General features: G+C 51.1%; 25 protein-coding genes and 2 pseudogenes. 19 read left to right on the forward strand and 8 right to left on the reverse strand.

The annotated features are described in order from the left end of the window. The 6 genes and pseudogenes from FC814_RS23205 (at position 1) to speB (ending at position 4649) form a co-directional block, all read left to right on the forward strand. Positions 1-252, forward strand: a pseudogene (locus FC814_RS23205) (hypothetical protein). A gap of 110 nt (positions 253-362) precedes the next feature. Further along, complete coding sequence (locus FC814_RS23210) at positions 363-506, forward strand: hypothetical protein (RefSeq protein ID WP_272941840.1); 144 nt, start codon at positions 363-365, stop codon at positions 504-506. 95 nt (positions 507-601) lie between these two features. Then, positions 602-733 (forward strand): acid stress response protein YqgB, encoded by a 132-nt coding sequence (gene yqgB / locus FC814_RS14440; protein ID WP_001338822.1) that lies wholly within the window; start codon positions 602-604, stop codon positions 731-733. A gap of 8 nt (positions 734-741) precedes the next feature. Further along, on the forward strand, positions 742-2718 hold the full coding sequence (gene speA, locus FC814_RS14445) for a biosynthetic arginine decarboxylase (protein WP_010350365.1): 1977 nt from the start codon (positions 742-744) through the stop codon (positions 2716-2718). A gap of 143 nt (positions 2719-2861) precedes the next feature. After that, positions 2862-3593, forward strand: a complete 732-nt coding sequence (locus FC814_RS14450) for a hypothetical protein (protein ID WP_000758924.1) — start codon at positions 2862-2864, stop codon at positions 3591-3593. 135 nt (positions 3594-3728) lie between these two features. Further along, on the forward strand, positions 3729-4649 hold the full coding sequence (speB, locus tag FC814_RS14455; protein WP_114007459.1) for an agmatinase: 921 nt from the start codon (positions 3729-3731) through the stop codon (positions 4647-4649). Between the two features lie 208 nt (positions 4650-4857). Here speB and loiP read toward each other — a convergent pair whose 3' ends face one another. Next, positions 4858-5616: a metalloprotease LoiP gene (loiP, locus tag FC814_RS14460; protein WP_010347931.1), complete on the reverse strand. Its 759-nt coding sequence runs from the start codon at positions 5614-5616 to the stop codon at positions 4858-4860. Positions 5617-5893: 277 nt separating this feature from the next. Between loiP and tkt the strand changes: the two genes are divergently transcribed. Beyond that, on the forward strand, positions 5894-7885 hold the full coding sequence (gene tkt, locus FC814_RS14465) for a transketolase (protein ID WP_000098618.1): 1992 nt from the start codon (positions 5894-5896) through the stop codon (positions 7883-7885). Positions 7886-8102: 217 nt separating this feature from the next. On the opposite strand, the pseudogene FC814_RS14470 reads toward tkt, so the two are convergent. Then, positions 8103-8415 (reverse strand): annotated as a pseudogene (locus tag FC814_RS14470) (prohibitin family protein); the annotation flags it as partial. 353 nt (positions 8416-8768) lie between these two features. Between FC814_RS14470 and cmtB the strand changes: the two are divergent. The 6 genes from cmtB to FC814_RS14500 are packed head-to-tail and all read left to right on the forward strand — an operon-like array spanning position 8769 to position 14123. Continuing rightward, positions 8769-9212: a PTS mannitol transporter subunit IIA gene (gene cmtB / locus FC814_RS14475; RefSeq protein WP_001236693.1), complete on the forward strand. Its 444-nt coding sequence runs from the start codon at positions 8769-8771 to the stop codon at positions 9210-9212. A gap of 27 nt (positions 9213-9239) precedes the next feature. Next, positions 9240-10628, forward strand: coding sequence for a PTS mannitol transporter subunit IICB (gene cmtA, locus FC814_RS14480; RefSeq protein WP_000428775.1), 1389 nt, complete (start codon positions 9240-9242; stop codon positions 10626-10628). A 14-nt stretch (positions 10629-10642) separates the two neighbouring features. Further along, positions 10643-11920 (forward strand): zinc-binding dehydrogenase, encoded by a 1278-nt coding sequence (locus tag FC814_RS14485; protein ID WP_000853234.1) that lies wholly within the window; start codon positions 10643-10645, stop codon positions 11918-11920. Beyond that, a complete protein-coding gene (gene glpX, locus FC814_RS14490; RefSeq protein ID WP_000987295.1) occupies positions 11917-12882 on the forward strand; it encodes a class II fructose-bisphosphatase in 966 nt (321 codons plus the stop codon). The genes FC814_RS14485 and glpX overlap by 4 nt, the downstream gene beginning before the upstream one ends. A gap of 21 nt (positions 12883-12903) precedes the next feature. Continuing rightward, positions 12904-13413, forward strand: a complete 510-nt coding sequence (gene fumE / locus FC814_RS14495) for a fumarase E (protein ID WP_137326092.1) — start codon at positions 12904-12906, stop codon at positions 13411-13413. Then, positions 13410-14123 carry a nucleoside/nucleotide kinase family protein gene (locus tag FC814_RS14500; protein WP_137326093.1) on the forward strand — a complete coding sequence of 238 codons (714 nt, stop codon included), beginning with the start codon at positions 13410-13412 and terminating at the stop codon, positions 14121-14123. The genes fumE and FC814_RS14500 overlap by 4 nt, the downstream gene beginning before the upstream one ends. Here the strand turns inward: FC814_RS14500 and FC814_RS14505 are convergent. From FC814_RS14505 to FC814_RS14525, 5 genes are read right to left on the reverse strand one after another with little or no spacing between them, the layout of a single operon-like run. Continuing rightward, entirely contained in the window at positions 14095-14772 is a 678-nt protein-coding gene (locus FC814_RS14505; protein ID WP_137326094.1) for an ABC transporter ATP-binding protein, read from the reverse strand. The genes FC814_RS14500 and FC814_RS14505 overlap by 29 nt on opposite strands. Further along, positions 14766-15443, reverse strand: a complete 678-nt coding sequence (locus FC814_RS14510; RefSeq protein WP_000256984.1) for an ABC transporter ATP-binding protein — start codon at positions 15441-15443, stop codon at positions 14766-14768. The genes FC814_RS14505 and FC814_RS14510 overlap by 7 nt, the downstream gene beginning before the upstream one ends. After that, on the reverse strand, positions 15431-16138 hold the full coding sequence (locus FC814_RS14515; protein ID WP_137326095.1) for an energy-coupling factor transporter transmembrane component T: 708 nt from the start codon (positions 16136-16138) through the stop codon (positions 15431-15433). The genes FC814_RS14510 and FC814_RS14515 overlap by 13 nt, the downstream gene beginning before the upstream one ends. Beyond that, positions 16139-16717, reverse strand: coding sequence for an ECF transporter S component (locus tag FC814_RS14520; protein ID WP_000124032.1), 579 nt, complete (start codon positions 16715-16717; stop codon positions 16139-16141). A 22-nt stretch (positions 16718-16739) separates the two neighbouring features. After that, positions 16740-17171, reverse strand: coding sequence for a PPC domain-containing DNA-binding protein (locus tag FC814_RS14525; RefSeq protein WP_137326096.1), 432 nt, complete (start codon positions 17169-17171; stop codon positions 16740-16742). Positions 17172-17542: 371 nt separating this feature from the next. Between FC814_RS14525 and epd the strand changes: the two genes are divergently transcribed. The 6 genes from epd (at position 17543) to FC814_RS14555 (ending at position 23726) form a co-directional block, all read left to right on the forward strand. After that, positions 17543-18562: an erythrose-4-phosphate dehydrogenase gene (gene epd / locus FC814_RS14530; RefSeq protein ID WP_137326097.1), complete on the forward strand. Its 1020-nt coding sequence runs from the start codon at positions 17543-17545 to the stop codon at positions 18560-18562. Between the two features lie 49 nt (positions 18563-18611). After that, positions 18612-19775 (forward strand): phosphoglycerate kinase, encoded by a 1164-nt coding sequence (pgk, locus tag FC814_RS14535; protein WP_000111269.1) that lies wholly within the window; start codon positions 18612-18614, stop codon positions 19773-19775. A 214-nt stretch (positions 19776-19989) separates the two neighbouring features. Continuing rightward, positions 19990-21069: a class II fructose-bisphosphate aldolase gene (gene fbaA / locus FC814_RS14540; protein WP_000034372.1), complete on the forward strand. Its 1080-nt coding sequence runs from the start codon at positions 19990-19992 to the stop codon at positions 21067-21069. A 190-nt stretch (positions 21070-21259) separates the two neighbouring features. Beyond that, a complete protein-coding gene (gene mscS / locus FC814_RS14545; protein WP_000389806.1) occupies positions 21260-22120 on the forward strand; it encodes a small-conductance mechanosensitive channel MscS in 861 nt (286 codons plus the stop codon). 137 nt (positions 22121-22257) lie between these two features. After that, entirely contained in the window at positions 22258-22893 is a 636-nt protein-coding gene (gene argO / locus FC814_RS14550; RefSeq protein ID WP_000493354.1) for an arginine exporter ArgO, read from the forward strand. A 92-nt stretch (positions 22894-22985) separates the two neighbouring features. Next, entirely contained in the window at positions 22986-23726 is a 741-nt protein-coding gene (locus tag FC814_RS14555; RefSeq protein WP_000669825.1) for an oxidative stress defense protein, read from the forward strand. A gap of 138 nt (positions 23727-23864) precedes the next feature. Here FC814_RS14555 and FC814_RS23535 read toward each other — a convergent pair. Continuing rightward, the coding region (locus tag FC814_RS23535; RefSeq protein WP_071528444.1) for an IS1 family transposase at positions 23865-23924 on the reverse strand (60 nt) is incomplete at its 5' end.

Raw genomic sequence — 23924 nt, forward strand, 5'->3', positions numbered from 1 at the left:
GTGGTAGCGGATCCTACCACGACTCTGCAGATTAAAAACACTGGCAGTCTGAGTGTTAATCAGTATGGATGGATTAACATCTGGACGGCTATTTTAGGTCACTTCTTCACCCAATTTCCACTTTTTTTTGAATCGTGTCTCATTCTGCTAAAAACGTAGCTGGAAATTTTTCCTGACAATGCTGGCATTCTGCGCATTTATCTTTTGCAATTTTCTGCCATTGTGGGGTATAAAACGCGGCGCGCGGCTTAAATAAAAAGCACACGACGTTTCTTTCGTGTTGCCACTTCCAGCCGGGTTGAAATCAGTGTTTTAGCTTGTTGGTTCGTCTTCGCAGGCGGCCGTGGAGGTGATACGAAATAATGAATCGTTGTCTGCTGCTTAATCTGTCGCACCGTTCTGGTGTAGATTCGTTCCCCGCATTCTGCATCTCTGCATTGCATACCTGCCGATGTTATACCCATCTCGGCGCTTCTCAGGATTCAAGAGCTGGCAACAGTTACTGAAGACTGAACAAGGGCGCTCTTGTAAAAAAACAAGAGTTTTCTCGTGGTTTCGCCGAACTGTCACACTTACGTTCGGTTATGTGTTTAATAATGTTATGAAAAAGAAACCGGTTGCGCAGTCGGAGCGTCAGCATACGCTGCTGGAAAATCCGTGTGCTTATGGGTTGTTATCGCAGTTTCAGGCTGCGATAGTGGTTAACTGTTTTACACTTAATAAAATAATTTGAGGTTCGCTATGTCTGACGACATGTCTATGAGTTTGCCTTCGTCAGCGGGCGAACACGGTGTACTACGCTCCATGCAGGAGGTTGCAATGAGCTCCCAGGAAGCCAGCAAGATGCTGCGTACTTACAATATTGCCTGGTGGGGCAATAACTACTATGACGTTAACGAGCTGGGTCACATCAGCGTGTGCCCGGACCCGGACGTCCCGGAAGCTCGCGTCGATCTCGCGCAGTTGGTGAAAACCCGCGAAGCGCAAGGGCAGCGCCTGCCAGCACTGTTCTGCTTCCCGCAGATCCTCCAGCACCGTTTGCGTTCCATTAACGCCGCGTTTAAACGTGCGCGGGAATCCTACGGTTATAACGGTGACTACTTCCTCGTTTATCCGATTAAAGTTAACCAGCATCGTCGCGTGATTGAATCCCTGATTCATTCAGGTGAGCCGTTGGGACTGGAAGCAGGTTCAAAAGCCGAGTTGATGGCGGTGCTGGCTCATGCAGGCATGACCCGTAGCGTTATCGTCTGTAACGGTTATAAAGACCGCGAATATATCCGCCTGGCGCTGATTGGCGAGAAAATGGGCCATAAGGTCTATCTGGTTATTGAGAAAATGTCAGAAATCGCCATTGTGCTGGATGAAGCTGAACGCCTGAACGTTGTTCCGCGTCTGGGTGTGCGCGCGCGTCTGGCCTCACAAGGTTCTGGCAAATGGCAGTCTTCCGGCGGGGAAAAATCGAAGTTCGGTCTGGCGGCAACCCAGGTACTGCAACTGGTTGAAACGCTGCGTGAAGCCGGACGTCTCGACAGCCTGCAACTGCTGCACTTCCACCTCGGTTCGCAGATGGCGAATATTCGCGATATCGCTACCGGCGTTCGGGAATCTGCACGCTTCTATGTTGAGCTACACAAGCTCGGCGTCAATATTCAGTGCTTTGACGTCGGCGGTGGCCTGGGCGTGGATTATGAAGGCACTCGTTCACAGTCCGATTGTTCGGTGAACTATGGCCTCAATGAATACGCCAACAACATCATCTGGGCGATTGGCGATGCCTGTGAAGAAAATGGCCTGCCGCATCCGACGGTAATCACCGAATCGGGTCGTGCGGTAACTGCGCACCATACCGTGCTGGTGTCTAATATCATCGGCGTGGAACGTAACGAATACACGGTGCCGACCGCGCCCGCAGAAGATGCGCCGCGCGCACTGCAAAGCATGTGGGAAACCTGGCAGGAAATGCACGAACCGGGGACTCGCCGTTCTCTGCGTGAGTGGCTGCATGACAGCCAGATGGATCTGCACGATATTCATATCGGATACTCTTCGGGCACTTACAATCTGCAAGAACGTGCATGGGCTGAACAGCTCTATCTGAGCATGTGCCATGAAGTGCAGAAGCAGCTGGATCCGCAAAATCGCGCTCATCGTCCGATAATCGACGAACTGCAGGAACGTATGGCGGACAAAATGTACGTCAACTTCTCGCTGTTCCAGTCAATGCCGGACGCATGGGGGATCGACCAGTTGTTCCCGGTTCTGCCGCTGGAAGGGCTGGATCAAGTGCCGGAACGTCGCGCTGTGCTGCTGGATATCACCTGTGACTCTGACGGTGCTATCGACCACTATATTGATGGTGACGGTATTGCCACGACAATGCCAATGCCGGAGTACGATCCAGAGAATCCGCCGATGCTCGGTTTCTTTATGGTCGGTGCCTATCAGGAGATCCTCGGCAACATGCACAACCTGTTCGGTGATACCGAAGCGGTTGATGTGTTCGTCTTCCCTGACGGCAGCGTAGAAGTGGAGCTGTCTGATGAAGGCGATACCGTTGCGGACATGTTGCAATATGTACAGCTCGATCCGAAAACGCTGTTAACCCAGTTCCGTGATCAAGTGAAGAAAACCGATCTGGATGCTGAGCTGCAACAACAGTTCCTGGAAGAGTTCGAGGCAGGGTTGTACGGATATACCTATCTTGAAGATGAATAATTAAGATTATTCCGCTGGCGGGTCGATTTATTTACGTAAATCGGCCCGCTTTCTTTTTATATATTCTTAAAAATAATTTGACTGCTTTTATTATTAAATAATCCCCCTACAATCGCTGTATTAATTAAATAGAGGGAACGGTTATGAAAAAATGGAAAGTACGTAGCGCGTTGGTGGCATTAGTCGTGTTGTTGGCTGGTTGCTCAAGTAATGCGCAGTATAATAGCAGTGCATCGGGCAATGTCGGCACCGCCTGGGGTGGAGATGTGCACTCAACGGTTCAGGGCGTATCTGCTGAACGCGCCTGGCGCGATCCGGCAGAGATGATCGTTATTAATTATTCGACAAATATTCCTTCCGGCTACGACCGTGTTTATAGTATTCGTATTAACGAACTGGAATATGCTATTCGTGATGCTAATTTTAATTCTCTACCTATTACGCGAGTTTATGATTCATCAAATAATGAACCGCGATATATTGTTCATGCCAGAGTGGGGATGAATTATCAATTATATGTCCGTAACTACAGCCGGAACACCAATTACGAGATCGTTGCTACGGTTGATGGCCTGGATGTTCTGAATGGTAAACAAGGTTCGTTGAATAACAATGGCTATATTGTGAACGCTGGTGATTCGTTAGCGATTAAAGGATTCCGCAAAGATAAACATACCGAAGCGGCTTTTCAGTTCGCCAATGTTGCAGATTCCTACGCCGCCAATTCGGCGCAAGGCGATGTGCGTAATACCGGGGTGATCGGCTTTGCCGCCTTTGAATTGCAAGGCCCGGCGAAAAACGCGCTGCCGCCGTGCTCTGGACAAGCCTTTCCGGCAGACAACAATGGCTATGCGCCGCCACCGTGTCGTAAATAGCAACCTCGCTTGATGCCTCGCCCATTTAAGGCGATAATTAGCGCAAACTTGTGTTTCGCAAATCCAACCCTTCCTCGTCGGGCCTAACGACGCGGAAGGGTTTTTTTATATCGACTTTGTAATAGGAGCCCATCCATGAGCACCTTAGGGCATCAATACGATAACTCACTGGTTTCCAACGCCTTTGGTTTTTTACGCCTGCCGATGAACTTCCAGCCGTATGACAGCGATGCTGACTGGGTGATTACCGGCGTACCGTTCGATATGGCCACTTCTGGTCGTGCGGGTGGTCGTCACGGTCCGGCGGCTATCCGTCAGGTATCAACTAACCTGGCCTGGGAACACAACCGTTTCCCGTGGAATTTCGACATGCGCGAGCGCCTGAACGTCGTGGACTGCGGCGATCTGGTATATGCCTTCGGCGATGCTCATGAGATGAGCGAGAAATTGCAGGCGCACGCCGAGAAACTGCTGGCTGCCGGTAAGCGTATGCTCTCCTTCGGTGGTGACCACTTTGTTACGCTGCCGCTGCTGCGCGCCCATGCAAAACATTTCGGCAAAATGGCGCTGGTACACTTTGACGCCCACACCGATACCTATGCGAACGGTTGTGAATTTGACCACGGCACCATGTTCTATACCGCGCCGAAAGAAGGGCTGATCGACCCGAATCATTCCGTACAGATTGGTATTCGTACCGAGTTTGATAAAGACAACGGCTTTACCGTGCTGGACGCCTGCCAGGTGAACGATCGTAGCGTGGATGACGTTATCGCCCAGGTGAAACAGATTGTGGGTGATATGCCGGTTTATCTGACTTTTGATATCGACTGTCTTGATCCGGCATTCGCGCCAGGAACCGGTACGCCAGTGATTGGCGGCCTGACCTCCGATCGCGCCATTAAACTGGTACGCGGCCTGAAAGATCTCAACATTGTTGGGATGGACGTTGTGGAAGTGGCTCCGGCATACGATCAGTCGGAAATCACCGCTCTGGCAGCAGCGACGCTGGCGCTGGAGATGCTGTATATTCAGGCGGCGAAAAAGGGCGAGTAAGCGCCGGATAAGATGCGCACGGTGTAACAAATGTGCCATTAATGTCAGATGCGGCGTGAACGCCTTATCCGACCTACGTTCGGCACCCGTAGGCCGGATAAGATGCGTCAGCATCGCATCCGGCAATGCGCGCGGGGTGACAAATGTGCCATTCGTGTCAGATGCGGCGTGAACGCCTTATCTGACCTACGTTCGGTACTACCGGACCTTACTTAATCCCATCCGCGCTCATACGATCGCGAATATGCTGGGCGCGTTCGGCGGATGCCGGATGGTCGTCAAACATTGAGCTTTGGCGACCTTCTTCCAGTTTCGCCAGTTTTTCAAAGCTGGTGGCGAGACCTGCCGGGCTGATGCCGCGTTGGCGCAACAAATCGTAGGAATAATCATCCGCTTCCGCTTCCTGGCGTTGAGAGAATTGCGAATTGACTAGCTTTTCGCCCAGGTCACCAAGTTGTGATTGCGATAAACTGCCGACAATCCCACCCGCAGAGGCCGCTGCGACACGCACGGCGTTTGTACCAAGTGCCACCTGCATCCCTTTCTTCACATGGCCTAACGCCACGTGCCCCATTTCGTGACCGATCACCGCTTCAACTTCGTTATCCGTCATCATATCCATCAGCCCGCTATAGACGCGGATACAGCCGTTGGCCATTGCAAAGGCGTTTACATCTTTCGCCATATACACTTTGTAATTCACCGGCTGACCGTTGATATTGTTGCCTAGCGCGTTGGCTATGGTGGTCAGACGCTTAGCATATTCACTATTGGCTGGCGCAATCGTCGCCTTGCTGTCCATCTCCTGACATGCCTGATCGCTCAGGGCTTTCACCTGGGCGTCACTCAAACTGTAAGCCTGAAAAGCTTCCGCTCCTGATGAGAGCAGTCCACTGGAGTCCATATTCTGGCAACCGGTCAGTACCGTTGCCACGCTCATTGCTACCAATAAGGCGCGAATTTTCATGTTTTCTCTTCCGCACAAGGTCAGGATTATTCTAAAAATGCGCCGTTTGCAGGTGAATCGACGCTCAGTCTCAGTATAAGGAAAAGCGCAGCGGACGGGCGAGCAGATTGCGCAACATGCGAGCATGATCCAGAGATTTCTGAAGCGGCAAAAGGATGTTCCATGTACATGACGCGCGGCTTGCGGTAAATTGTTGGCAAATTTTCCGGCGTAGCCCAAAACGCGCTGTCGTCAAGTCGTTAAGGGCGTGCCCTTCATCATCCGATCTGGAGTCAAAATGTCCTCACGTAAAGAGCTTGCCAATGCTATTCGTGCGCTGAGCATGGACGCAGTACAGAAAGCCAAATCCGGTCACCCGGGCGCCCCGATGGGTATGGCTGACATTGCCGAAGTCCTGTGGCGTGATTTCCTGAAACACAACCCGCAGAATCCGTCCTGGGCTGACCGTGACCGCTTTGTGCTGTCCAACGGCCACGGCTCCATGCTGATTTACAGCCTGCTGCACCTCACTGGTTACGATCTGCCGATGGAAGAACTGAAAAACTTCCGTCAGCTGCACTCCAAAACTCCGGGCCACCCGGAAGTGGGCTACACCGCAGGTGTAGAAACCACCACTGGTCCGCTGGGGCAGGGTATTGCGAACGCAGTCGGTATGGCGATTGCAGAAAAAACGCTGGCGGCGCAGTTTAACCGTCCGGGTCACGACATTGTCGACCACTACACCTACGCCTTCATGGGCGATGGCTGCATGATGGAAGGCATTTCCCACGAAGTTTGCTCTCTGGCGGGCACGCTGAAGCTGGGCAAACTGATTGCGTTCTACGATGACAACGGGATTTCTATCGATGGTCACGTTGAAGGTTGGTTCACCGACGATACCGCAATGCGTTTCGAAGCCTACGGCTGGCACGTTATTCGTGATATCGACGGTCATGACGCGGCATCTATCAAACGCGCAGTAGAAGAAGCGCGTGCAGTGACTGACAAACCGTCCCTGCTGATGTGTAAAACCATCATCGGTTTCGGTTCGCCGAACAAAGCTGGTACGCACGATTCCCATGGTGCGCCGCTGGGCGACGCTGAAATCGCGTTGACCCGCGAACAGCTGGGCTGGAAATATGCACCGTTCGAAATCCCGTCTGAAATCTATGCTCAGTGGGATGCGAAAGAAGCAGGCCAGGCGAAAGAATCCGCATGGAACGAGAAATTCGCTGCTTATGCGAAAGCTTATCCGCAGGAAGCCGCTGAATTTACCCGTCGTATGAAAGGCGAAATGCCGTCTGACTTCGACGCGAAAGCGAAAGAGTTTATCGCGAAGTTGCAGGCTAATCCGGCGAAAATCGCCAGCCGTAAAGCGTCTCAGAATGCCATCGAAGCGTTCGGTCCGCTGTTGCCGGAATTCCTCGGCGGCTCCGCTGACCTGGCTCCGTCTAACCTGACCCTGTGGTCTGGTTCTAAAGCAATCAACGAAGATGCTGCCGGTAACTACATCCACTACGGTGTTCGCGAGTTCGGTATGACCGCGATTGCTAACGGTATCTCCCTGCATGGCGGCTTCCTGCCGTACACCTCCACCTTCCTGATGTTCGTAGAATACGCACGTAATGCGGTACGTATGGCTGCGCTGATGAAACAGCGTCAGGTGATGGTTTACACCCACGACTCCATCGGTCTGGGCGAAGATGGCCCAACTCACCAGCCGGTTGAGCAGGTTGCTTCTCTGCGCGTGACCCCGAACATGTCTACATGGCGTCCGTGTGACCAGGTTGAATCCGCTGTAGCGTGGAAATACGGCGTTGAGCGTCAGGACGGCCCGACCGCACTGATCCTCTCCCGTCAGAACCTGGCGCAGCAGGAACGTACTGAAGAGCAGCTGGCAAACATCGCGCGCGGTGGTTATGTGCTGAAAGACTGTGCCGGTCAGCCGGAACTGATCTTTATTGCTACTGGTTCTGAAGTTGAGCTGGCTGTTGCCGCTTACGAAAAACTGACTGCCGAAGGCGTGAAAGCGCGCGTGGTTTCCATGCCGTCTACCGACGCATTCGACAAGCAGGACGCTGCTTACCGTGAGTCTGTACTCCCGAAAGCGGTTACTGCACGCGTTGCAGTAGAAGCGGGTATTGCTGACTACTGGTACAAGTATGTTGGTCTGAACGGTGCTATCGTCGGCATGACCACCTTCGGTGAATCTGCACCGGCAGAGCAACTGTTTGAAGAGTTCGGCTTCACCGTTGAAAACGTGGTAGCGAAAGCAAAAGAACTGCTGTAATCGGTAAGATGCTTTGTGAGAAGGGTCGCGAAAGCAGCCCTTCATATTGTTGGCAAAGTGCGTGTTGTTCATACCGGATGCGGCGTGAACGCCTTATTCGGCCTACAAAATCATGCAAATTCAATAAATTGCAGGGACTGTGTAGGCCTGATAAGCGTAGCGCATCAGGCAGTTTAGCCTTTGCCATCAGTCTCAAGAGCCGCAAACGCGGCTCTTTTTACTTGGTCGAGATAAACGGAACGGTACTGCCGGGGTTCATGGTATCGGGTAATTTGCCATCTCAACGCTCAGCAGTGGTAAGGGCACAAGACCGGGATTGTCCCGCAGAGCTTCACCCCGCAGGCGAATAGTTTCGGCTTCAGCCGCACCTCTTACGCAATAGTCTCCGCTTTAGCTGCTGTCTGCTTCTGCCTGAGCCTGCGTTACGGCAATTGCGCCAGGATCTTCTCTGTTTCCAGATTTTGTTTACGTATGGCAATGGCGACTTCCGCTTTCATTCGATCTTCAATCGACTTCTCATAAGCGTCAGAAATTGAGCAAAGCAAGGAATATGCCCCCCTGATGTGAGGATAACAGTCAACCTCGAACAATTAAGAATCTATAAAGAAGGGACTGTAAGATTTAATTTTATCTGTTTTCGGACTTTCAAGCTATAAATGGTGAGCATGATCACAAACACAACAATCATAAATTTGTCTTATTTGCAATCCAACTCACAAACAGAAAGTTGACTTTATAATTGTTAATTGCAACTTATTGTTATTTATGGTTTGTTTATTTTTCCTCTTCTGGTGGTTCGCCTTTTTAGCCCAATTGCTTTCAATTTTTTGCGCGCGTATTTTATTTTCACCGACAGTCGGTACTCTAAAAATAGGGATAATTTATGCGGCTTATTGATTATTTTCCAGAATCATCAATCTCAGTGATACATGCAGCTAAAGACTGGCAGGAGGCTATTGATTTTTCGATGGCATCATTATTAACAAAAAATTATATCAACGAGAATTACATTCAGGCTATTAAAGATTCCACCATTAACAACGGATCTTATTATATTCTCGCAGCAGGCGTAGCAATGCCTCATGCGCGACCAGAATGTGGGGCGCTCAAAACCGGAATGTCTTTGACGTTACTTAAACAAGGTGTTTATTTCCCTGGGAATGACGAACCGATTAAATTACTCATCGGGCTTTCTGCTGCCGATGCCGATTCGCACATTGGCGCTATTCAGGCGTTAAGTGAATTACTGTGCGAAGAAGAAATACTTGAACAACTCTTAACAGCATCATCAGAAAAACAATTAGCGGACATTATCAGCCGCGAATAATAACTCTCTCCTCTACAGGATAATATTATGGAAAACAAGTCTGCTCGTGCAAAGGTTCAGGCTTTTGGGGGTTTTTTGACCGCTATGGTCATTCCCAATATCGGTGCTTTTATTGCCTGGGGTTTTATTACTGCATTATTTATTCCTACCGGCTGGCTGCCTAACGAACATTTCGCCAAAATTGTCGGTCCAATGATTACCTATTTATTACCGGTGATGATTGGTTCTACCGGTGGTCACCTGGTCGGCGGTAAACGCGGTGCGGTGATGGGGGGAATAGGGACGATTGGCGTAATTGTGGGTGCTGAAATCCCCATGTTCCTGGGTTCGATGATTATGGGACCGCTTGGCGGCCTGATGATTAAATATATCGATAAGGCACTGGAAAAACGCATCCCCGCTGGTTTTGAGATGGTTATCAATAACTTCTCATTAGGTATCGCCGGGATGGCTCTCTGCCTGCTAGGTTTTGAAGTTATCGGTCCAGCGGTGTTAATTGCCAATACTTTCGTCAAAGAGTGTATTGAGGCGCTGGTACATGCGGGATATCTGCCTCTGCTGTCTGTTATCAATGAACCCGCGAAAGTGCTTTTCCTCAATAACGCGATAGATCAGGGCGTCTATTACCCGTTGGGGATGCAACAGGCTTCGGTTAACGGCAAATCCATCTTCTTTATGGTGGCGTCGAATCCGGGGCCAGGGTTGGGGTTGCTGCTGGCGTTTACCTTGTTTGGTAAAGGGATGAGTAAACGTTCTGCGCCCGGGGCGATGATTATTCACTTTCTTGGCGGCATCCACGAACTGTATTTCCCGTATGTGTTGATGAAGCCGCTGACCATTATCGCCATGATTGCGGGCGGTATGTCTGGAACCTGGATGTTTAATTTGCTGGACGGTGGTCTGGTGGCAGGCCCAAGTCCGGGGTCTATCTTTGCCTACCTGGCACTGACGCCGAAAGGTTCGTTCCTGGCGACAATCGCCGGTGTTACGCTCGGCACTCTGGTGTCCTTTGCCATCACTTCCCTGATACTGAAGATGGAAAAAACGGTGGAAACGGAGAGCGAAGATGAGTTTGCTCAGTCAGCCAATGCGGTTAAAGCGATGAAACAAGAAGGTGCATTCTCGTTATGCCGGGTTAAGCGTATTGCCTTTGTTTGCGATGCGGGGATGGGCTCCAGCGCGATGGGCGCAACCACCTTCCGTAAGCGCCTGGAAAAAGCGGGGCTGGCAATAGAAGTAAAACATTACGCGATAGAAAACGTGCCTGCGGATGCCGATATTGTGGTCACACACGCCAGTCTGGAAGGACGCGTGAAACGTGTGACGGATAAACCGCTGATATTGATTAATAACTATATTGGTGATCCAAAGCTCGACACCTTATTTAATCAATTAACCGCCGAACATAAACACTGATTACAGAGATAAAAATGAAAACCAAAGTTGCTGCTATTTATGGCAAGCGGGACGTCCGTCTGCGCGAATTTGAACTGCCCGAAATTACCGATAATGAACTGTTAGTGAGTGTAATTTCTGACAGCGTCTGTTTATCGACCTGGAAAGCGGCGTTACTCGGTAGTGAACATAAACGCGTACCCGACGATTTAGAAAATCATCCGGTCATTACCGGGCATGAATGTGCCGGGGTTATTGTCGAAGTGGGTAAAAATCTCACTGGCAAATATAAAAAAGGCCAGCGTTTTGTATTGCAACCAGCAATGGGATTACCCAGTGGATATTCAGCCGGATACAGCTACGAATATTTCGGCGGTAATGCCACCTATATGATTATTCCCGAAATCGCCATTAACCTGGGCTGTGTATTACCTTATCACGGTTCTTATTTTGCAGCGGCGTCGCTGGCGGAGCCGATGTGCTGCATTATTGGCGCTTATCATGCCAATTATCACACCACACAATATGTTTATGAGCACCGCATGGGCGTCAAACCTGGCGGCAATATTGCGCTGCTGGCGTGTGCTGGCCCGATGGGAATTGGCGCTATCGATTACGCCATTAACGGCGGCATACAACCGTCGCGGGTAGTGGTGGTCGATATCGACGAAAAACGCCTGGCACAGGTGCAGAAGTTGCTGCCGGTAGAACTGGCGGCCAGTAAAGGCATTGAGCTGGTGTATGTGAATACCAAAGGGATGAGCGATCCAGTCCAGACGCTGCGGACGCTGACAGGAGATGCCGGGTTCGATGACGTGTTTGTCTATGCAGCGGTGCCTTCGGTCGTTGAGATGGCTGATGAGTTGCTGGCAGAAGACGGCTGCCTGAACTTCTTTGCCGGCCCGACGGATAAAAACTTCAAAGTGCCGTTTAACTTCTACAACGTCCATTACAACAGCACGCACGTCGTCGGTACATCCGGCGGTTCAACGGACGATATGAAAGAGGCGATTGCCCTTAGCGCCACGGGGCAGTTGCAACCGTCGTTTATGGTGACCCATATTGGTGGGCTGGATGCGGTGCCAGAAACCGTGCTCAATCTGCCGGATATCCCCGGCGGTAAAAAACTCATTTATAACGGCGTGACCATGCCGCTCACTGCCATTGCCGATTTTGCCGAAAAAGGCAAAACCGATCCGCTGTTTAAAGAGCTGGCGCGGCTGGTTGAGGAAACGCACGGCATCTGGAATGAACAGGCCGAGAAATATCTGCTGGCGCAATTTGGCGTTGATATCGGGGAGGCCGCGCAATGATGTCCCTGGCGTGGCCATTATTTCGCGTTACGGAACAGGCAGCGTTGGCTGCCTGGCCGCAAACCGGATGTGGCGACAAAAATAAAATTGATGGCCTGGCGGTCACCGCGATGCGCCAGGCATTAAACGACGTCGCTTTTCGTGGACGAGTGGTTATCGGCGAGGGAGAAATTGACCATGCGCCGATGCTGTGGATTGGCGAAGAGGTGGGCAAAGGCGATGGGCCAGAAGTCGATATCGCGGTTGACCCGATTGAAGGCACGCGGATGGTGGCGATGGGGCAGAGCAATGCGCTGGCGGTCATGGCCTTCGCCCCACGAGACAGCTTGCTACATGCGCCCGATATGTATATGAAAAAACTGGTCGTTAACCGACTGGCTACCGGGGCAATCGATCTGTCTTTGCCCCTTACAGAAAACTTGCGCAACGTGGCGAAAGCGTTAGGCAAACCTCTGGATCGGTTACGTATGGTTACGCTTGATAAACCGCGCCTGAGTGCCGCGATTGAGGAAGCGACGCAGCTTGGCGTGAAGGTTTTTGCTCTGCCGGATGGCGATGTCGCCGCCAGTGTACTGACCTGCTGGCAGGATAATCCTTACGACGTGATGTACACCATCGGCGGCGCGCCGGAAGGCGTTATCTCTGCCTGTGCTGTTAAAGCATTAGGCGGGGATATGCAGGCGGAATTAATCGATTTTTGCCAGGCCAAAGGTGACTACACAGAAAATCGGCAAATTGCAGAGCAGGAGCGCAAGCGTTGTAAGGAAATGGGGGTTGACGTTAACCGTGTGTACTCACTCGACGAACTGGTGAGGGGGAAAGATATCCTCTTTAGCGCCACAGGCGTCACGGGCGGAGAGCTGGTGAACGGTATACAACAGACGGCGAATGGAGTGCGGACGCAGACATTACTGATCGGCGGCGCGGACCAAACGTGTAATATAATTGATTCCCTGCATTGATGGTGATCTATCGGAAGACGAATGGCGACGCTGACAGAAGATGATGTGCTTGAGCAACTGGACGCACAGGACAATTTATATTCATTTATGAAAACTGCGCATTCTATTTTGCTCCAGGGGATACGCCAGTTTCTGCCGTCGCTATTTGTCGATAACGATGAAGAGATCGTCGAATATGCAGTGAAACCGTTACTCGCCCAAAGCGGCCCGCTTGACGATATTGATGTTGCGCTGCGTTTGATTTATGCGCTGGGGAAAATGGATAAATGGCTGTACGCCGATATCACGCATTTTTCCCAGTTCTGGCATTACCTGAACGAACAGGATGAAACGCCCGGATTTGCCGATGACATGACCTGGGATTTTATCAGCAACGTCAATAGTATAACCCGCAATGCGACGCTCTATGATGCGTTAAAGGCGATGAAGTTCGCCGATTTCGCCGTCTGGTCAGAGGTGCGTTTTAGCGGGATGGTCAAAACGGCGCTGACGCTGGCAGTAACAACCACCTTAAAGGAATTAACGCCGTGAAAATTGAATTAACGGTGAATGGGCTGAAGGTACAGGCGCAGTACCATGATGATGAGATAAAAAATGTACATAAACCGTTGCTGCGCATGTTGGCGGCCTTACAGACGGTAAATCCACAGCGGCGTGCGGTGGTATTTCTTTGCGCTCCGCCGGGGACGGGTAAATCTACCCTAACCACCTTCTGGGAATATCTCGCGCAACAAGACCCGGAACTACCCGCTATTCAGACGCTCCCGATGGATGGTTTTCACCATTACAACATCTGGCTGGATGAGCATCAGCTTCGCTCTTATAAAGGCGCACCGCAGACGTTCGACGTGGCGAAACTGGCGGAAAATCTGCGCCGGGCAGTGGAAGGGGATTGTACGTGGCCGCAGTACGATCGACAAAAGCATGATCCCATAGAAGATGCATTACACGTTACTGCACCGATCATTATCGTAGAAGGAAACTGGCTGTTATTGGATGACGAGAAATGGCGCATGCTTGCGCAATTTTGTGATTTCTCGATCTTTATCAACGCGCCCGCAGCTGCGTTACGGGAACGGCTGCTGGGGCGCAAGCTGGCGGGAGGGTTATCGCTGGCAGACGCTGAAGCCTTTTATGAACGTACCGACGGCCCAAATGTTCGGCGGGTGCTTGAACAGAGTCTGCCCGCAAATTTGACCTTAATGATGACGGCTAGCGGCGAATATCGTCTGGCAGATTGACCTCTTTCACAGTGCCGTCTTCCAGACGGATAACACGGGAAAAATGACGCCGGGTAAATGCGGCGTCATGACTGATTGCCACGACACTCGCGCCTTGTTGGCGGCATTTTTCCAGCCAGCACTCAAACACGCCCAGCCAGTTTTCGTCAAAATCCCGACTGGGTTCATCCAGCAACAACAGTGACGGGGCGAGAGCTTCCAGACTGGCGACGGCGACCATCCGTCGCTGTGCGCTATGCAGGTCTAACGGATGTGCGCTGGCAACGTCTGCTAACTGACAACATTGCAGGGCGTATTCGGTGCGTTTCGCGATGTCTGCGGGTGAGTATTTTTGTAATTTCAGGCCAAAGGCGACCTCTTCAGCGACGGTGCTATGAAATAGCTGGTTTTCCACTTCCTGAAACAGTACGCCAATCTTTGCCGCGCGCTGGCGGTTCTTAAGCGTATGTAATGCCTGTTGTTGCAATATTACTGTACCGGAAGATGGGGGAAGAAGACCCGCCATGATGCGTAACAGTGTCGATTTTCCCGCGCCGTTGTCGCCGGTCAGCGCCAGCCATTCACCTTGTTTAAGTTGCAGCGAAATGTCGCAAAGACAATCTGTTGCCGCGCCAGACCAGCGATAAGTCACCTGATTTAACGTTAACATAATGGCTGGAGTACTCCGTCATGTAACCGCCAGGAATGCTGGCAATAGTTCAGAAAAGGTGTGGGATGACGTTCAAACAGAATAACCAGCGAACCGCATTCCATCGCCCAGTGCTGCAAACGCTGCAACAGAATTTCGCTGGCTTGTGATGTCAGGCGGCTAAAGGCTTCATCAAGAATTAATAGTTTTGGTTGCATAGCGATGGCACAGGCGATAACCACGCGTTGGGTTTCTCCACCGGAGAGTGTTGCCGGATGGCGATGACGCAACGGCTGGCACTCGGTCAGGGTCAGGGCAGCGTCAATGCGCGCCATAACCTTTGCTTCATCAAGACACAGATTTTCTGGCCCAAAGGCAACCTCTTCTTCCACGCTAAAGGTACAGCCGGAAAGCTGCAAATAGGGAGATTGCTGGACGAGTTGAATGGTAGCGGCTTGTTCGCTTAGCGAGAGTTGCCCAATGGGCGTATTGAGGAGCATTCCCGTGCCAGCGATGTCACCCGGCAGGAAGTCCGGATACCAACCCGCCATCAGTTGCGCCAGCGTGCTTTTGCCGCTGCCGTTGTCTCCAAAAATGGCGACCATCCCCGGGTTGTCATAGTGAAAGTCATAACAGAATGGAGAGTGCGTTGAGTGCGTCGGGCAATAGCGAAACTGTTCTAACGTAACCATAGCCACACTCCCGGTTCTGCCAGCATCAGCAATATCATGGTGTAACGAGCCACTTTTTGTAATTTACTGTCAGGTGGTGCCCATAGCGTAGTGCGCCGGTTATGTAAGCGAAATGCCCGCATATCCAGCGCCGCACCACGGATCGCCAGATCGTTAAGCGCATTATGGGTTAATGGTATGATTAACGCCGGCATCGCACATAAGCGTTGATACCAGCTTTCATCCAGCGGCACGCCACGCGCACGCTGTGCTTCATGAATAATCGCTAATTGCCGTTTTAACTGCTCAACGACCAGCAGCGGTCCGACAAACAGATAAGCGACGCCCGGCGGCAGGCGAGAAGCAAACAAAGCGCGGATAAATCGTTGCACGGGGACGTACTGCATCCACAACTGCGAAGTGGAAACAATCGCCAGAATGCGCAGCCAGAGCGTAATAGCAAATGCCCAACGTTCTGGATTGCGCGGTGTTCCGCTTATCCATTCTGTCAGCCAGCCACCGTGCACCAGCCACAGGCCGCCCCCCAGCGAAAACATCAGCCAGGCGACATATTTTGCTCGACGCCGCGTGGCCTTTAACGCAATAAGGCAGAGAAAGGTCACCGCGCTATAGACCGGCAAAATGGTCTGCGCGGGCAGGATTAGCGTGGTGCAGGCTGCCAGCGCCCACAGCGTTAATGAGGTAAACGGATGCATTTAGCGCACGGCAGCCATTGCCGGAAAATGACGCGTGGTGCGAATCGGCAGCTGGCGCAGTAAAAGCCAGACAATCACCGCTGTAAGAATTTTATCGACCAGGTTTGCGCCTATCACCGTAATCGCCACCGACTCCACCAGGTTTTGCCCCATAGAGTGCATCCAGGCAACGAACAAATCGGCTCCGCTACCGGTGACACCGCCGAACAGCGCAGTACGTAACGGTACAGCAACGACTGTGACCGCAAGCGTAATAATCACGCCGCTGACAACGACTTTCGGCAGGGTGCGAAACCAACCCGCTCGCGCCAGCCAACCGGCGACCAGGCCGATGACCATCGCGACGGGCGCAAATGCGGCGGCGATCGGGTCGGTCAGCAATCCCCAGAGTAAATTGGTCAGTAAGCCGGTCAGCATCCCGATCACCGGACCAAGCAGTACCGCGCTAATAAGCGTGCCGATGGAGTCGAGAAATATAGGTAATTTGACCATGCTGGCCAGTTGCCCGCCGATCATATTGATAGCGATAGAGATAACGATCAGCACCAGGGCCTGGCTGGAAAAGCGGCGACGCGCCATAAGAAAACCTCTCTGAAAATAGTTATTTAATGGGGGAAATATGCAACTCATCGTAACCAGAAAGCGCGCAAGGCTGGCGGCTAAACGCCAGTTCCTCAAGGCAGCCGATCACCAGTTCAAGCGTGGTGCGCACGGTACAGCCGGGCATCATATGACCGCCAAGCATCGCGCCGTGTGGATCGGAAACGCAGAGATGAAGATGCTCACCACTCTGTTCCAGCGTGCCGTTCAATGCGATGACTTCAAACTTACCGCTTAGAAGGGTGGTGTTTTCTTGCCCGGCATAGCGCAAAACGACATCAGTCAGACTGCCGGTACAACCTGCAATCCACGCGGCGTGGAGTTGTTGTTGCTGCGCGAAGACGCGCAATTGGGAGAGAACTTCCTGCCCGGGGAGCAGGCGCAGCGCGTAAAAGCGTGCGGAGGAAGAATATGGGTAGGGCAATGTCATCATTGGAGTACTCCGAAACTCGGACGTATTGCGGATAATATCGACGCTGCATCAGTCATATTCTGATATAAGTCAGGGTTTGTGACGGCACAACGAAAAGATTTTGCTACGCTTATTCGTGATTCTGCAAAGTGGAATAAATTCCACAGGGGCGGGGCTGAAAACGTGACGTAAGTCAGATAATTGTCTTCTTTGACTGGACAATCATTCCTTTTATTCCACGTTTCGCTTATCCTAGCTGAAGCGTTTCAGTCGATTAAATGTTCGACAATTAACCAATCAGTCGCAGTTTGCGACAGGTAAGGTTTCCCCGGACGATTTGCTGGATTACTCTGTCTGGCAAATTTGCTCAGGGAAAACCTTGCAGGAGATCTATGACCGTACGCGTAGCGATAAATGGCTTCGGTCGCATCGGGCGTAATGTGGTTCGTGCTTTGTATGAATCCGGACGCCGGGCGGAAATTACCGTGGTGGCAATCAACGAACTGGCGGATGCTGCGGGCATGGCGCATTTGTTGAAATATGACACCAGTCATGGCCGTTTTGCATGGGAAGTACGTCAGGAACGCGATCAACTTTTTGTTGGTGATGACGCCATCCGCGTATTGCATGAACGTTCACTGCAATCGCTCCCCTGGCGCGAACTTGGTGTCGATGTGGTTCTCGACTGCACCGGCGTATATGGCACCCGCGAGCATGGCGAAGCGCATATTGCCGCCGGAGCCCAAAAAGTGCTCTTTTCACATCCTGGCAGTAACGATCTCGACGCGACCGTTGTTTACGGCGTCAATCAGGATCAACTTCGTGCGGAACACCGCATCGTTTCTAACGCTTCCTGTACCACGAATTGCATAATTCCCGTCATCAAATTGTTAGATGATGCGTACGGTATTGAGTCCGGCACTGTGACCACAATTCACTCCGCCATGCACGATCAACAGGTTATTGATGCATACCATCCTGACCTGCGTCGCACCCGGGCAGCCAGCCAGTCGATCATTCCGGTCGATACCAAACTGGCCGCCGGTATCACACGATTTTTTCCGCAATTTAACGATCGCTTTGAAGCGATTGCGGTACGTGTGCCAACCATAAATGTGACGGCAATCGATTTAAGCGTGACGGTGAAGAAACCTGTAAAAGCCAATGAAGTCAACCTGTTGCTGCAAAAAGCAGCACAAGGTGCATTTCATGGTATAGTTGACTATACGGAATTGCCGTTGGTCTCTGTAGATTTTAACCACGATCCGCACAGTGCCATTGTCGATGGCACCCAAACCCGGGTCAGTGGTGCACACCTGATCAAAACGTTGGTCTGGTGCGATAACGAATGGGGCTTTGCTAACCGAATGCTCGACACGACGTTAGCTATGGCTACTGTTGCTTTCAGGTAAGACGCAAGCAGCGTCTGCAAAACTTTTAGAATCAACGAGAGGATTCACCATGTCTGTAATTAAGATGACCGATCTGGATCTTGCTGGGAAACGTGTATTTATCCGTGCGGATCTGAACGTACCAGTAAAAGACGGGAAAGTAACCAGCGATGCGCGTATCCGTGCTTCTCTGCCGACCATCGAACTGGCCCTGAAACAAGGCGCAAAAGTGATGGTAACTTCCCACCTGGGTCGTCCTACCGAAGGCGAGTACAACGAAGAATTCTCTCTGCTGCCGGTTGTTAACTACCTGAAAGACAAACTGTCTAACCCGGTTCGTCTGGTTAAAGATTACCTCGACGGCGTTGACGTTGCTGAAGGTGAACTGGTTGTTCTGGAAAACGTTCGCTTCAACAAAGGCGAGAAGAAAGACGACGAAACCCTGTCCAAAAAATACGCTGCACTGTGCGACGTATTCGTAATGGACGCATTCGGTACTGCTCACCGCGCGCAAGCTTCTACTCACGGTATCGGTAAATTCGCTGACGTTGCGTGCGCAGGTCCGCTGCTGGCGGCTGAACTGGACGCGCTGGGTAAAGCACTGAAAGAACCAGCTCGCCCGATGGTGGCTATCGTTGGTGGTTCTAAAGTATCTACCAAACTGACCGTTCTGGACTCCCTGTCTAAAATCGCTGACCAGCTGATTGTTGGTGGTGGTATCGCTAACACCTTTATCGCGGCACAAGGCCACGATGTGGGTAAATCCCTGTACGAAGCTGACCTTGTTGACGAAGCTAAACGTCTGCTGACCACCTGCAACATTCCGGTTCCGTCTGATGTTCGCGTAGCAACCGAGTTCTCTGAAACTGCTCCGGCTACTCTGAAATCTGTTAACGACGTGAAAGCTGACGAGCAGATCCTGGATATCGGCGACGCTTCTGCGCAAGAACTGGCTGAAATCCTGAAGAATGCGAAAACCATTCTTTGGAACGGCCCGGTTGGCGTGTTCGAATTCCCGAACTTCCGTAAAGGCACTGAAATCGTGGCTAACGCTATCGCAGACAGCGAAGCGTTCTCCATTGCTGGTGGCGGCGACACTCTGGCAGCAATCGACCTGTTCGGCATCGCTGACAAAATCTCCTACATCTCCACTGGCGGCGGCGCATTCCTCGAATTCGTGGAAGGTAAAGTACTGCCTGCAGTAGCGATGCTCGAAGAGCGCGCTAAGAAGTAAAAAATCACAGGGCAGGGAAACCTGCCCTTGTTTCAGCGCGCTTTTAGAGCACGCATTTTTTCATACTCTAAATAATTCGAGTTGCAGGAAGGCGACAAGAGAGTGAATCCCCAGGAGCTTACATAAGTAAGTGACTGGGGTGAGCGAACGCAGACGCAGCACATGCAACTTGAAGTATGACGAGTATAAGGCCCGACGATACAGGACAAGAGACATGTCTAAGATTTTTGATTTCGTAAAACCTGGTGTAATCACTGGTGATGACGTACAGAAAGTTTTCCAGGTAGCAAAAGAAAACAACTTCGCACTGCCAGCAGTAAACTGCGTCGGTACTGACTCCATCAACGCCGTACTGGAAACCGCTGCTAAAGTTAAAGCGCCGGTTATCGTTCAGTTCTCCAACGGTGGTGCTTCCTTTATCGCTGGTAAAGGCGTGAAATCTGACGTTCCGCAGGGTGCTGCTATCCTGGGCGCGATCTCTGGTGCGCATCACGTTCACCAGATGGCTGAACATTATGGTGTTCCGGTTATCCTGCACACCGACCACTGCGCGAAGAAACTGCTGCCGTGGATCGACGGTCTGCTGGACGCGGGTGAAAAACACTTCGCAGCTACCGGCAAGCCGCTGTTCTCTTCTCACATGATCGACCTGTCTGAAGAATCTCTGCAAGAGAACATCGAAATCTGCTCTAAATACCTGGAGCGCATGTCCAAAATCGGCATGACTCTGGAAATCGAACTAGGTTGCACCGGTGGTGAAGAAGACGGCGTGGACAACAGCCACATGGACGCTTCTGCACTGTACACCCAGCCAGAAGACGTTGATTACGCATACACCGAGCTGAGCAAAATCAGCCCGCGTTTCACCATCGCAGCGTCCTTCGGTAACGTACACGGTGTTTACAAGCCGGGTAACGTGGTTCTGACTCCGACTATCCTGCGCGACTCTCAGGAATATGTTTCTAAGAAACACAACCTGCCGCACAACAGCCTGAACTTCGTATTCCACGGTGGTTCCGGTTCTACTGCTCAGGAAATCAAAGACTCCGTAAGCTACGGCGTAGTGAAAATGAACATCGATACCGATACCCAATGGGCAACCTGGGAAGGCGTTCTGAACTACTACAAAGCGAACGAAGCTTATCTGCAGGGTCAGCTGGGTAACCCGAAAGGCGAAGATCAGCCGAACAAGAAATACTACGATCCGCGCGTATGGCTGCGTGCCGGTCAGACTTCGATGATCGCTCGTCTGGAAAAAGCATTCCAGGAACTGAACGCGATCGACGTTCTGTAAGATATTCCTTTCTGCTTATCTCAAGGCCCGCTCTGCGGGTCTTTTTTTCGCCAAAAGCAAGGTGATGGACAGGAGAAATCTGTGATCTATTTGGCAAAATTATGCTTTATTGTTTACCCTTGTCAGACTGCCCGTCATAAGGCAGCGGAGTGTATTTCTCCATTTTGAGTCAGTTAAAAAGGAATATTGAATGGAAGATTTGAATGTTGTCGATAGCATACACGGTGCAGGTTCCTGGTTGGTGAACAACCAGGCGCTGTTGCTGAGTTATGCTGTAAACATCGTGGCGGCTCTCGCGATCATCATCATTGGTTTGATTATCGCGCGGATGATCTCCAACGCGGTGAATCGCCTGATGATCTCCCGTAACATAGATGCCACCGTTGCTGATTTTATCTCTGCATTAGCCCGATATGCGATTATTGCTTTTACGCTGATCGCAGCGTTAGGTCGTGTGGGGGTACAAACTGCATCGGTTATCGCCGTGCTGGGTGCCGCAGGTTTAGCTGTAGGTTTGGCGTTGCAGGGTTCTCTGTCTAACCTGGCCGCTGGTGTGTTGCTGGTACTGTTCCGTCCGTTCCGTGCCGGTGAATATGTCGACCTCGGCGGTGTTGCCGGTACAGTGCAGAGCGTGCAGATTTTCTCTACGACTATGCGCACTGCAGACGGTAAAATTATCGTTATTCCGAACGGTAAAATTATTGCCGGTAATATTATTAACTTCTCTCGCGAGCCTGCGCGCCGTAACGAATTTATCATTGGTGTGGCGTATGATTCCGATATCGATCAGGTGAAGCAGATCCTGACCGATATTATCCAGTCTGACGATCGCATTTTAAAAGATCGCGAAATGACCGTGCGTCTGAACGAGCTTGGCGCATCTTCGATTAATTTCGTGGTCCGCGTCTGGAGTAACAGCGGCGATCTGCAAAACGTTTACTGGGATGTGCTGGAGCGTATTAAACGCGAGTTTGATGCCGCTGGTATCAGCTTCCCGTATCCGCAAATGGATGTGAATTTTAAGCGGGTGAAAGAGGACAAAGCTGCATAATCAACGCTGAGGCCAGATAATTTATCTGGCCTCTCTCTTATTAGTTATTCTGATTGCCAATTAATAATATCAATTTCCACTAATAACATTCCCGCGCTATAGTCTCTGCATCAGATACTTAATTCGGAATATCCAACGTGTTTTCTTATTACTTTCAAGGTCTTGCACTTGGTGCGGCTATGATCCTGCCGCTCGGTCCACAAAATGCTTTTGTGATGAATCAGGGTATTCGCCGCCAGTACCACATTATGATTGCCTTACTTTGTGCAATCAGCGATTTGGTTCTGATTTGCGCCGGGATTTTTGGCGGTAGCGCGTTACTGATGCAGTCACCGTGGTTGCTGGCGCTGGTCACCTGGGGCGGCGTTGCCTTCTTGCTGTGGTATGGTTTTGGCGCTTTTAAAACGGCGATGAGCAGTAATATTGAGCTGGTTAGTGCTGAAGTCATGAAACAGGGACGCTGGAAAATTATTGCCACCATGCTGGCAGTGACCTGGCTGAATCCCCATGTTTATCTGGATACCTTTGTGGTATTGGGGAGCCTCGGCGGGCAGCTCGATGTTGAACCAAAACGCTGGTTTGCGCTTGGGACGATTAGCGCCTCTTTCTTGTGGTTCTTTGGTCTGGCTCTTCTCGCAGCCTGGTTGGCACCGCGTCTGCGTACCGCCAAAGCGCAGCGTATTATTAATATTATTGTTGGTGGCGTAATGTGGTTTATCGCCCTACAGCTGGCGAGAGATGGTATTGCCCATGCACAAGCCTTGTTCAGTTAGGCGCTATCTGATGGAAAATAAAAACAGAGACGCTAAGCTTGCCTACAGAGGTTTTGAATTTTGGGCAAGTAAATAAACACGGAGAGACTAACGTGAAGTTCAAAGTTATCGCCCTGGCGGCATTGATGGGTTTCAGCGGGATGGCAGTACAGGCCAATGAACTACCGGATGGTCCGCACATTGTCACTTCAGGAACGGCAAGCGTAGATGCGGTGCCAGACATTGCCACTCTTGCTATTGAAGTTAATGTGGCCGCGAAGGATGCTGCTACCGCCAAAAAACAAGCGGATGAGCGCGTGGCGCAATATATCTCTTTCCTTGAACTCAATCAGATCGCGAAAAAAGATATCAGTTCTGCGAATTTACGTACCCAGCCAGATTACGATTACCAGGATGGCAAAAGTATTCTGAAAGGCTACCGGGCAGTGAGAACGGTAGAGGTAACAGTTCGTCAGTTAGACAAGCTGAATTCTTTGCTGGATGGCGCGCTGAAGGCTGGTCTTAATGAAATTCGTTCTGTTTCGCTGGGAGTAGCGCAACCGGATGCCTATAAAGATAAAGCGCGTAAGGCCGCGATTGATAACGCGATTCATCAGGCGCAGGAGTTGGCGAATGGCTTTAATCGCAAACTGGGACCGGTGTATAGCGTGCGCTACCATGTTTCCAACTATCAGCCCAGCCCGATGGTTCGGATGATGAAAGCTGATGCCGCGCCGGTTTCTACTCAGGAAACTTACGAGCAGGCCGCTATTCAGTTTGATGACCAGGTGGATGTGGTCTTCCAGTTAGAACCCGTTGATCAGCAACCGGCAAAAACACCTACCGCACAATAATACATTTAGCCCGACTCATTTGTCGGGCTAATGTCTTCACCTTATATCGTCTCCTTTTTCTGTAATTTTCTGTAAAACCATGATGCAATTACCTATCTTTGCTCGCGATATCATCAAAGATTGGGTAATGACTCCAACTTATTGATAGTGTTTTATGTTCAGATAATGCCCGATGACTTTGTCATGCAGCTCCACCGA

Source organism: Escherichia sp. MR, assembly GCF_005280595.1.
GTDB lineage: Bacteria > Pseudomonadota > Gammaproteobacteria > Enterobacterales > Enterobacteriaceae > Escherichia > Escherichia ruysiae.

Coding starts and splice junctions, on each gene's coding strand:
- FC814_RS14515 (WP_137326095.1), bottom strand. CDS start 16,138: ATGCATCCGTTTACCTCATTAACGCTGTGGGCGCTGGCAGCCTGCACC.
- glpX (WP_000987295.1), top strand. CDS start 11,917: ATGATGTCCCTGGCGTGGCCATTATTTCGCGTTACGGAACAGGCAGCG.
- cmtA (WP_000428775.1), top strand. CDS start 9,240: ATGGAAAACAAGTCTGCTCGTGCAAAGGTTCAGGCTTTTGGGGGTTTT.
- speA (WP_010350365.1), top strand. CDS start 742: ATGTCTGACGACATGTCTATGAGTTTGCCTTCGTCAGCGGGCGAACAC.
- FC814_RS14505 (WP_137326094.1), bottom strand. CDS start 14,772: ATGTTAACGTTAAATCAGGTGACTTATCGCTGGTCTGGCGCGGCAACA.
- FC814_RS23210 (WP_272941840.1), top strand. CDS start 363: ATGAATCGTTGTCTGCTGCTTAATCTGTCGCACCGTTCTGGTGTAGAT.
- fumE (WP_137326092.1), top strand. CDS start 12,904: ATGGCGACGCTGACAGAAGATGATGTGCTTGAGCAACTGGACGCACAG.
- FC814_RS14510 (WP_000256984.1), bottom strand. CDS start 15,443: ATGGTTACGTTAGAACAGTTTCGCTATTGCCCGACGCACTCAACGCAC.
- cmtB (WP_001236693.1), top strand. CDS start 8,769: ATGCGGCTTATTGATTATTTTCCAGAATCATCAATCTCAGTGATACAT.
- loiP (WP_010347931.1), bottom strand. CDS start 5,616: ATGAAAATTCGCGCCTTATTGGTAGCAATGAGCGTGGCAACGGTACTG.
- yqgB (WP_001338822.1), top strand. CDS start 602: ATGAAAAAGAAACCGGTTGCGCAGTCGGAGCGTCAGCATACGCTGCTG.
- speB (WP_114007459.1), top strand. CDS start 3,729: ATGAGCACCTTAGGGCATCAATACGATAACTCACTGGTTTCCAACGCC.
- FC814_RS14525 (WP_137326096.1), bottom strand. CDS start 17,171: ATGATGACATTGCCCTACCCATATTCTTCCTCCGCACGCTTTTACGCG.
- pgk (WP_000111269.1), top strand. CDS start 18,612: ATGTCTGTAATTAAGATGACCGATCTGGATCTTGCTGGGAAACGTGTA.
- tkt (WP_000098618.1), top strand. CDS start 5,894: ATGTCCTCACGTAAAGAGCTTGCCAATGCTATTCGTGCGCTGAGCATG.
- epd (WP_137326097.1), top strand. CDS start 17,543: ATGACCGTACGCGTAGCGATAAATGGCTTCGGTCGCATCGGGCGTAAT.
- FC814_RS14450 (WP_000758924.1), top strand. CDS start 2,862: ATGAAAAAATGGAAAGTACGTAGCGCGTTGGTGGCATTAGTCGTGTTG.
- mscS (WP_000389806.1), top strand. CDS start 21,260: ATGGAAGATTTGAATGTTGTCGATAGCATACACGGTGCAGGTTCCTGG.
- FC814_RS14520 (WP_000124032.1), bottom strand. CDS start 16,717: ATGGCGCGTCGCCGCTTTTCCAGCCAGGCCCTGGTGCTGATCGTTATC.
- FC814_RS14485 (WP_000853234.1), top strand. CDS start 10,643: ATGAAAACCAAAGTTGCTGCTATTTATGGCAAGCGGGACGTCCGTCTG.
- fbaA (WP_000034372.1), top strand. CDS start 19,990: ATGTCTAAGATTTTTGATTTCGTAAAACCTGGTGTAATCACTGGTGAT.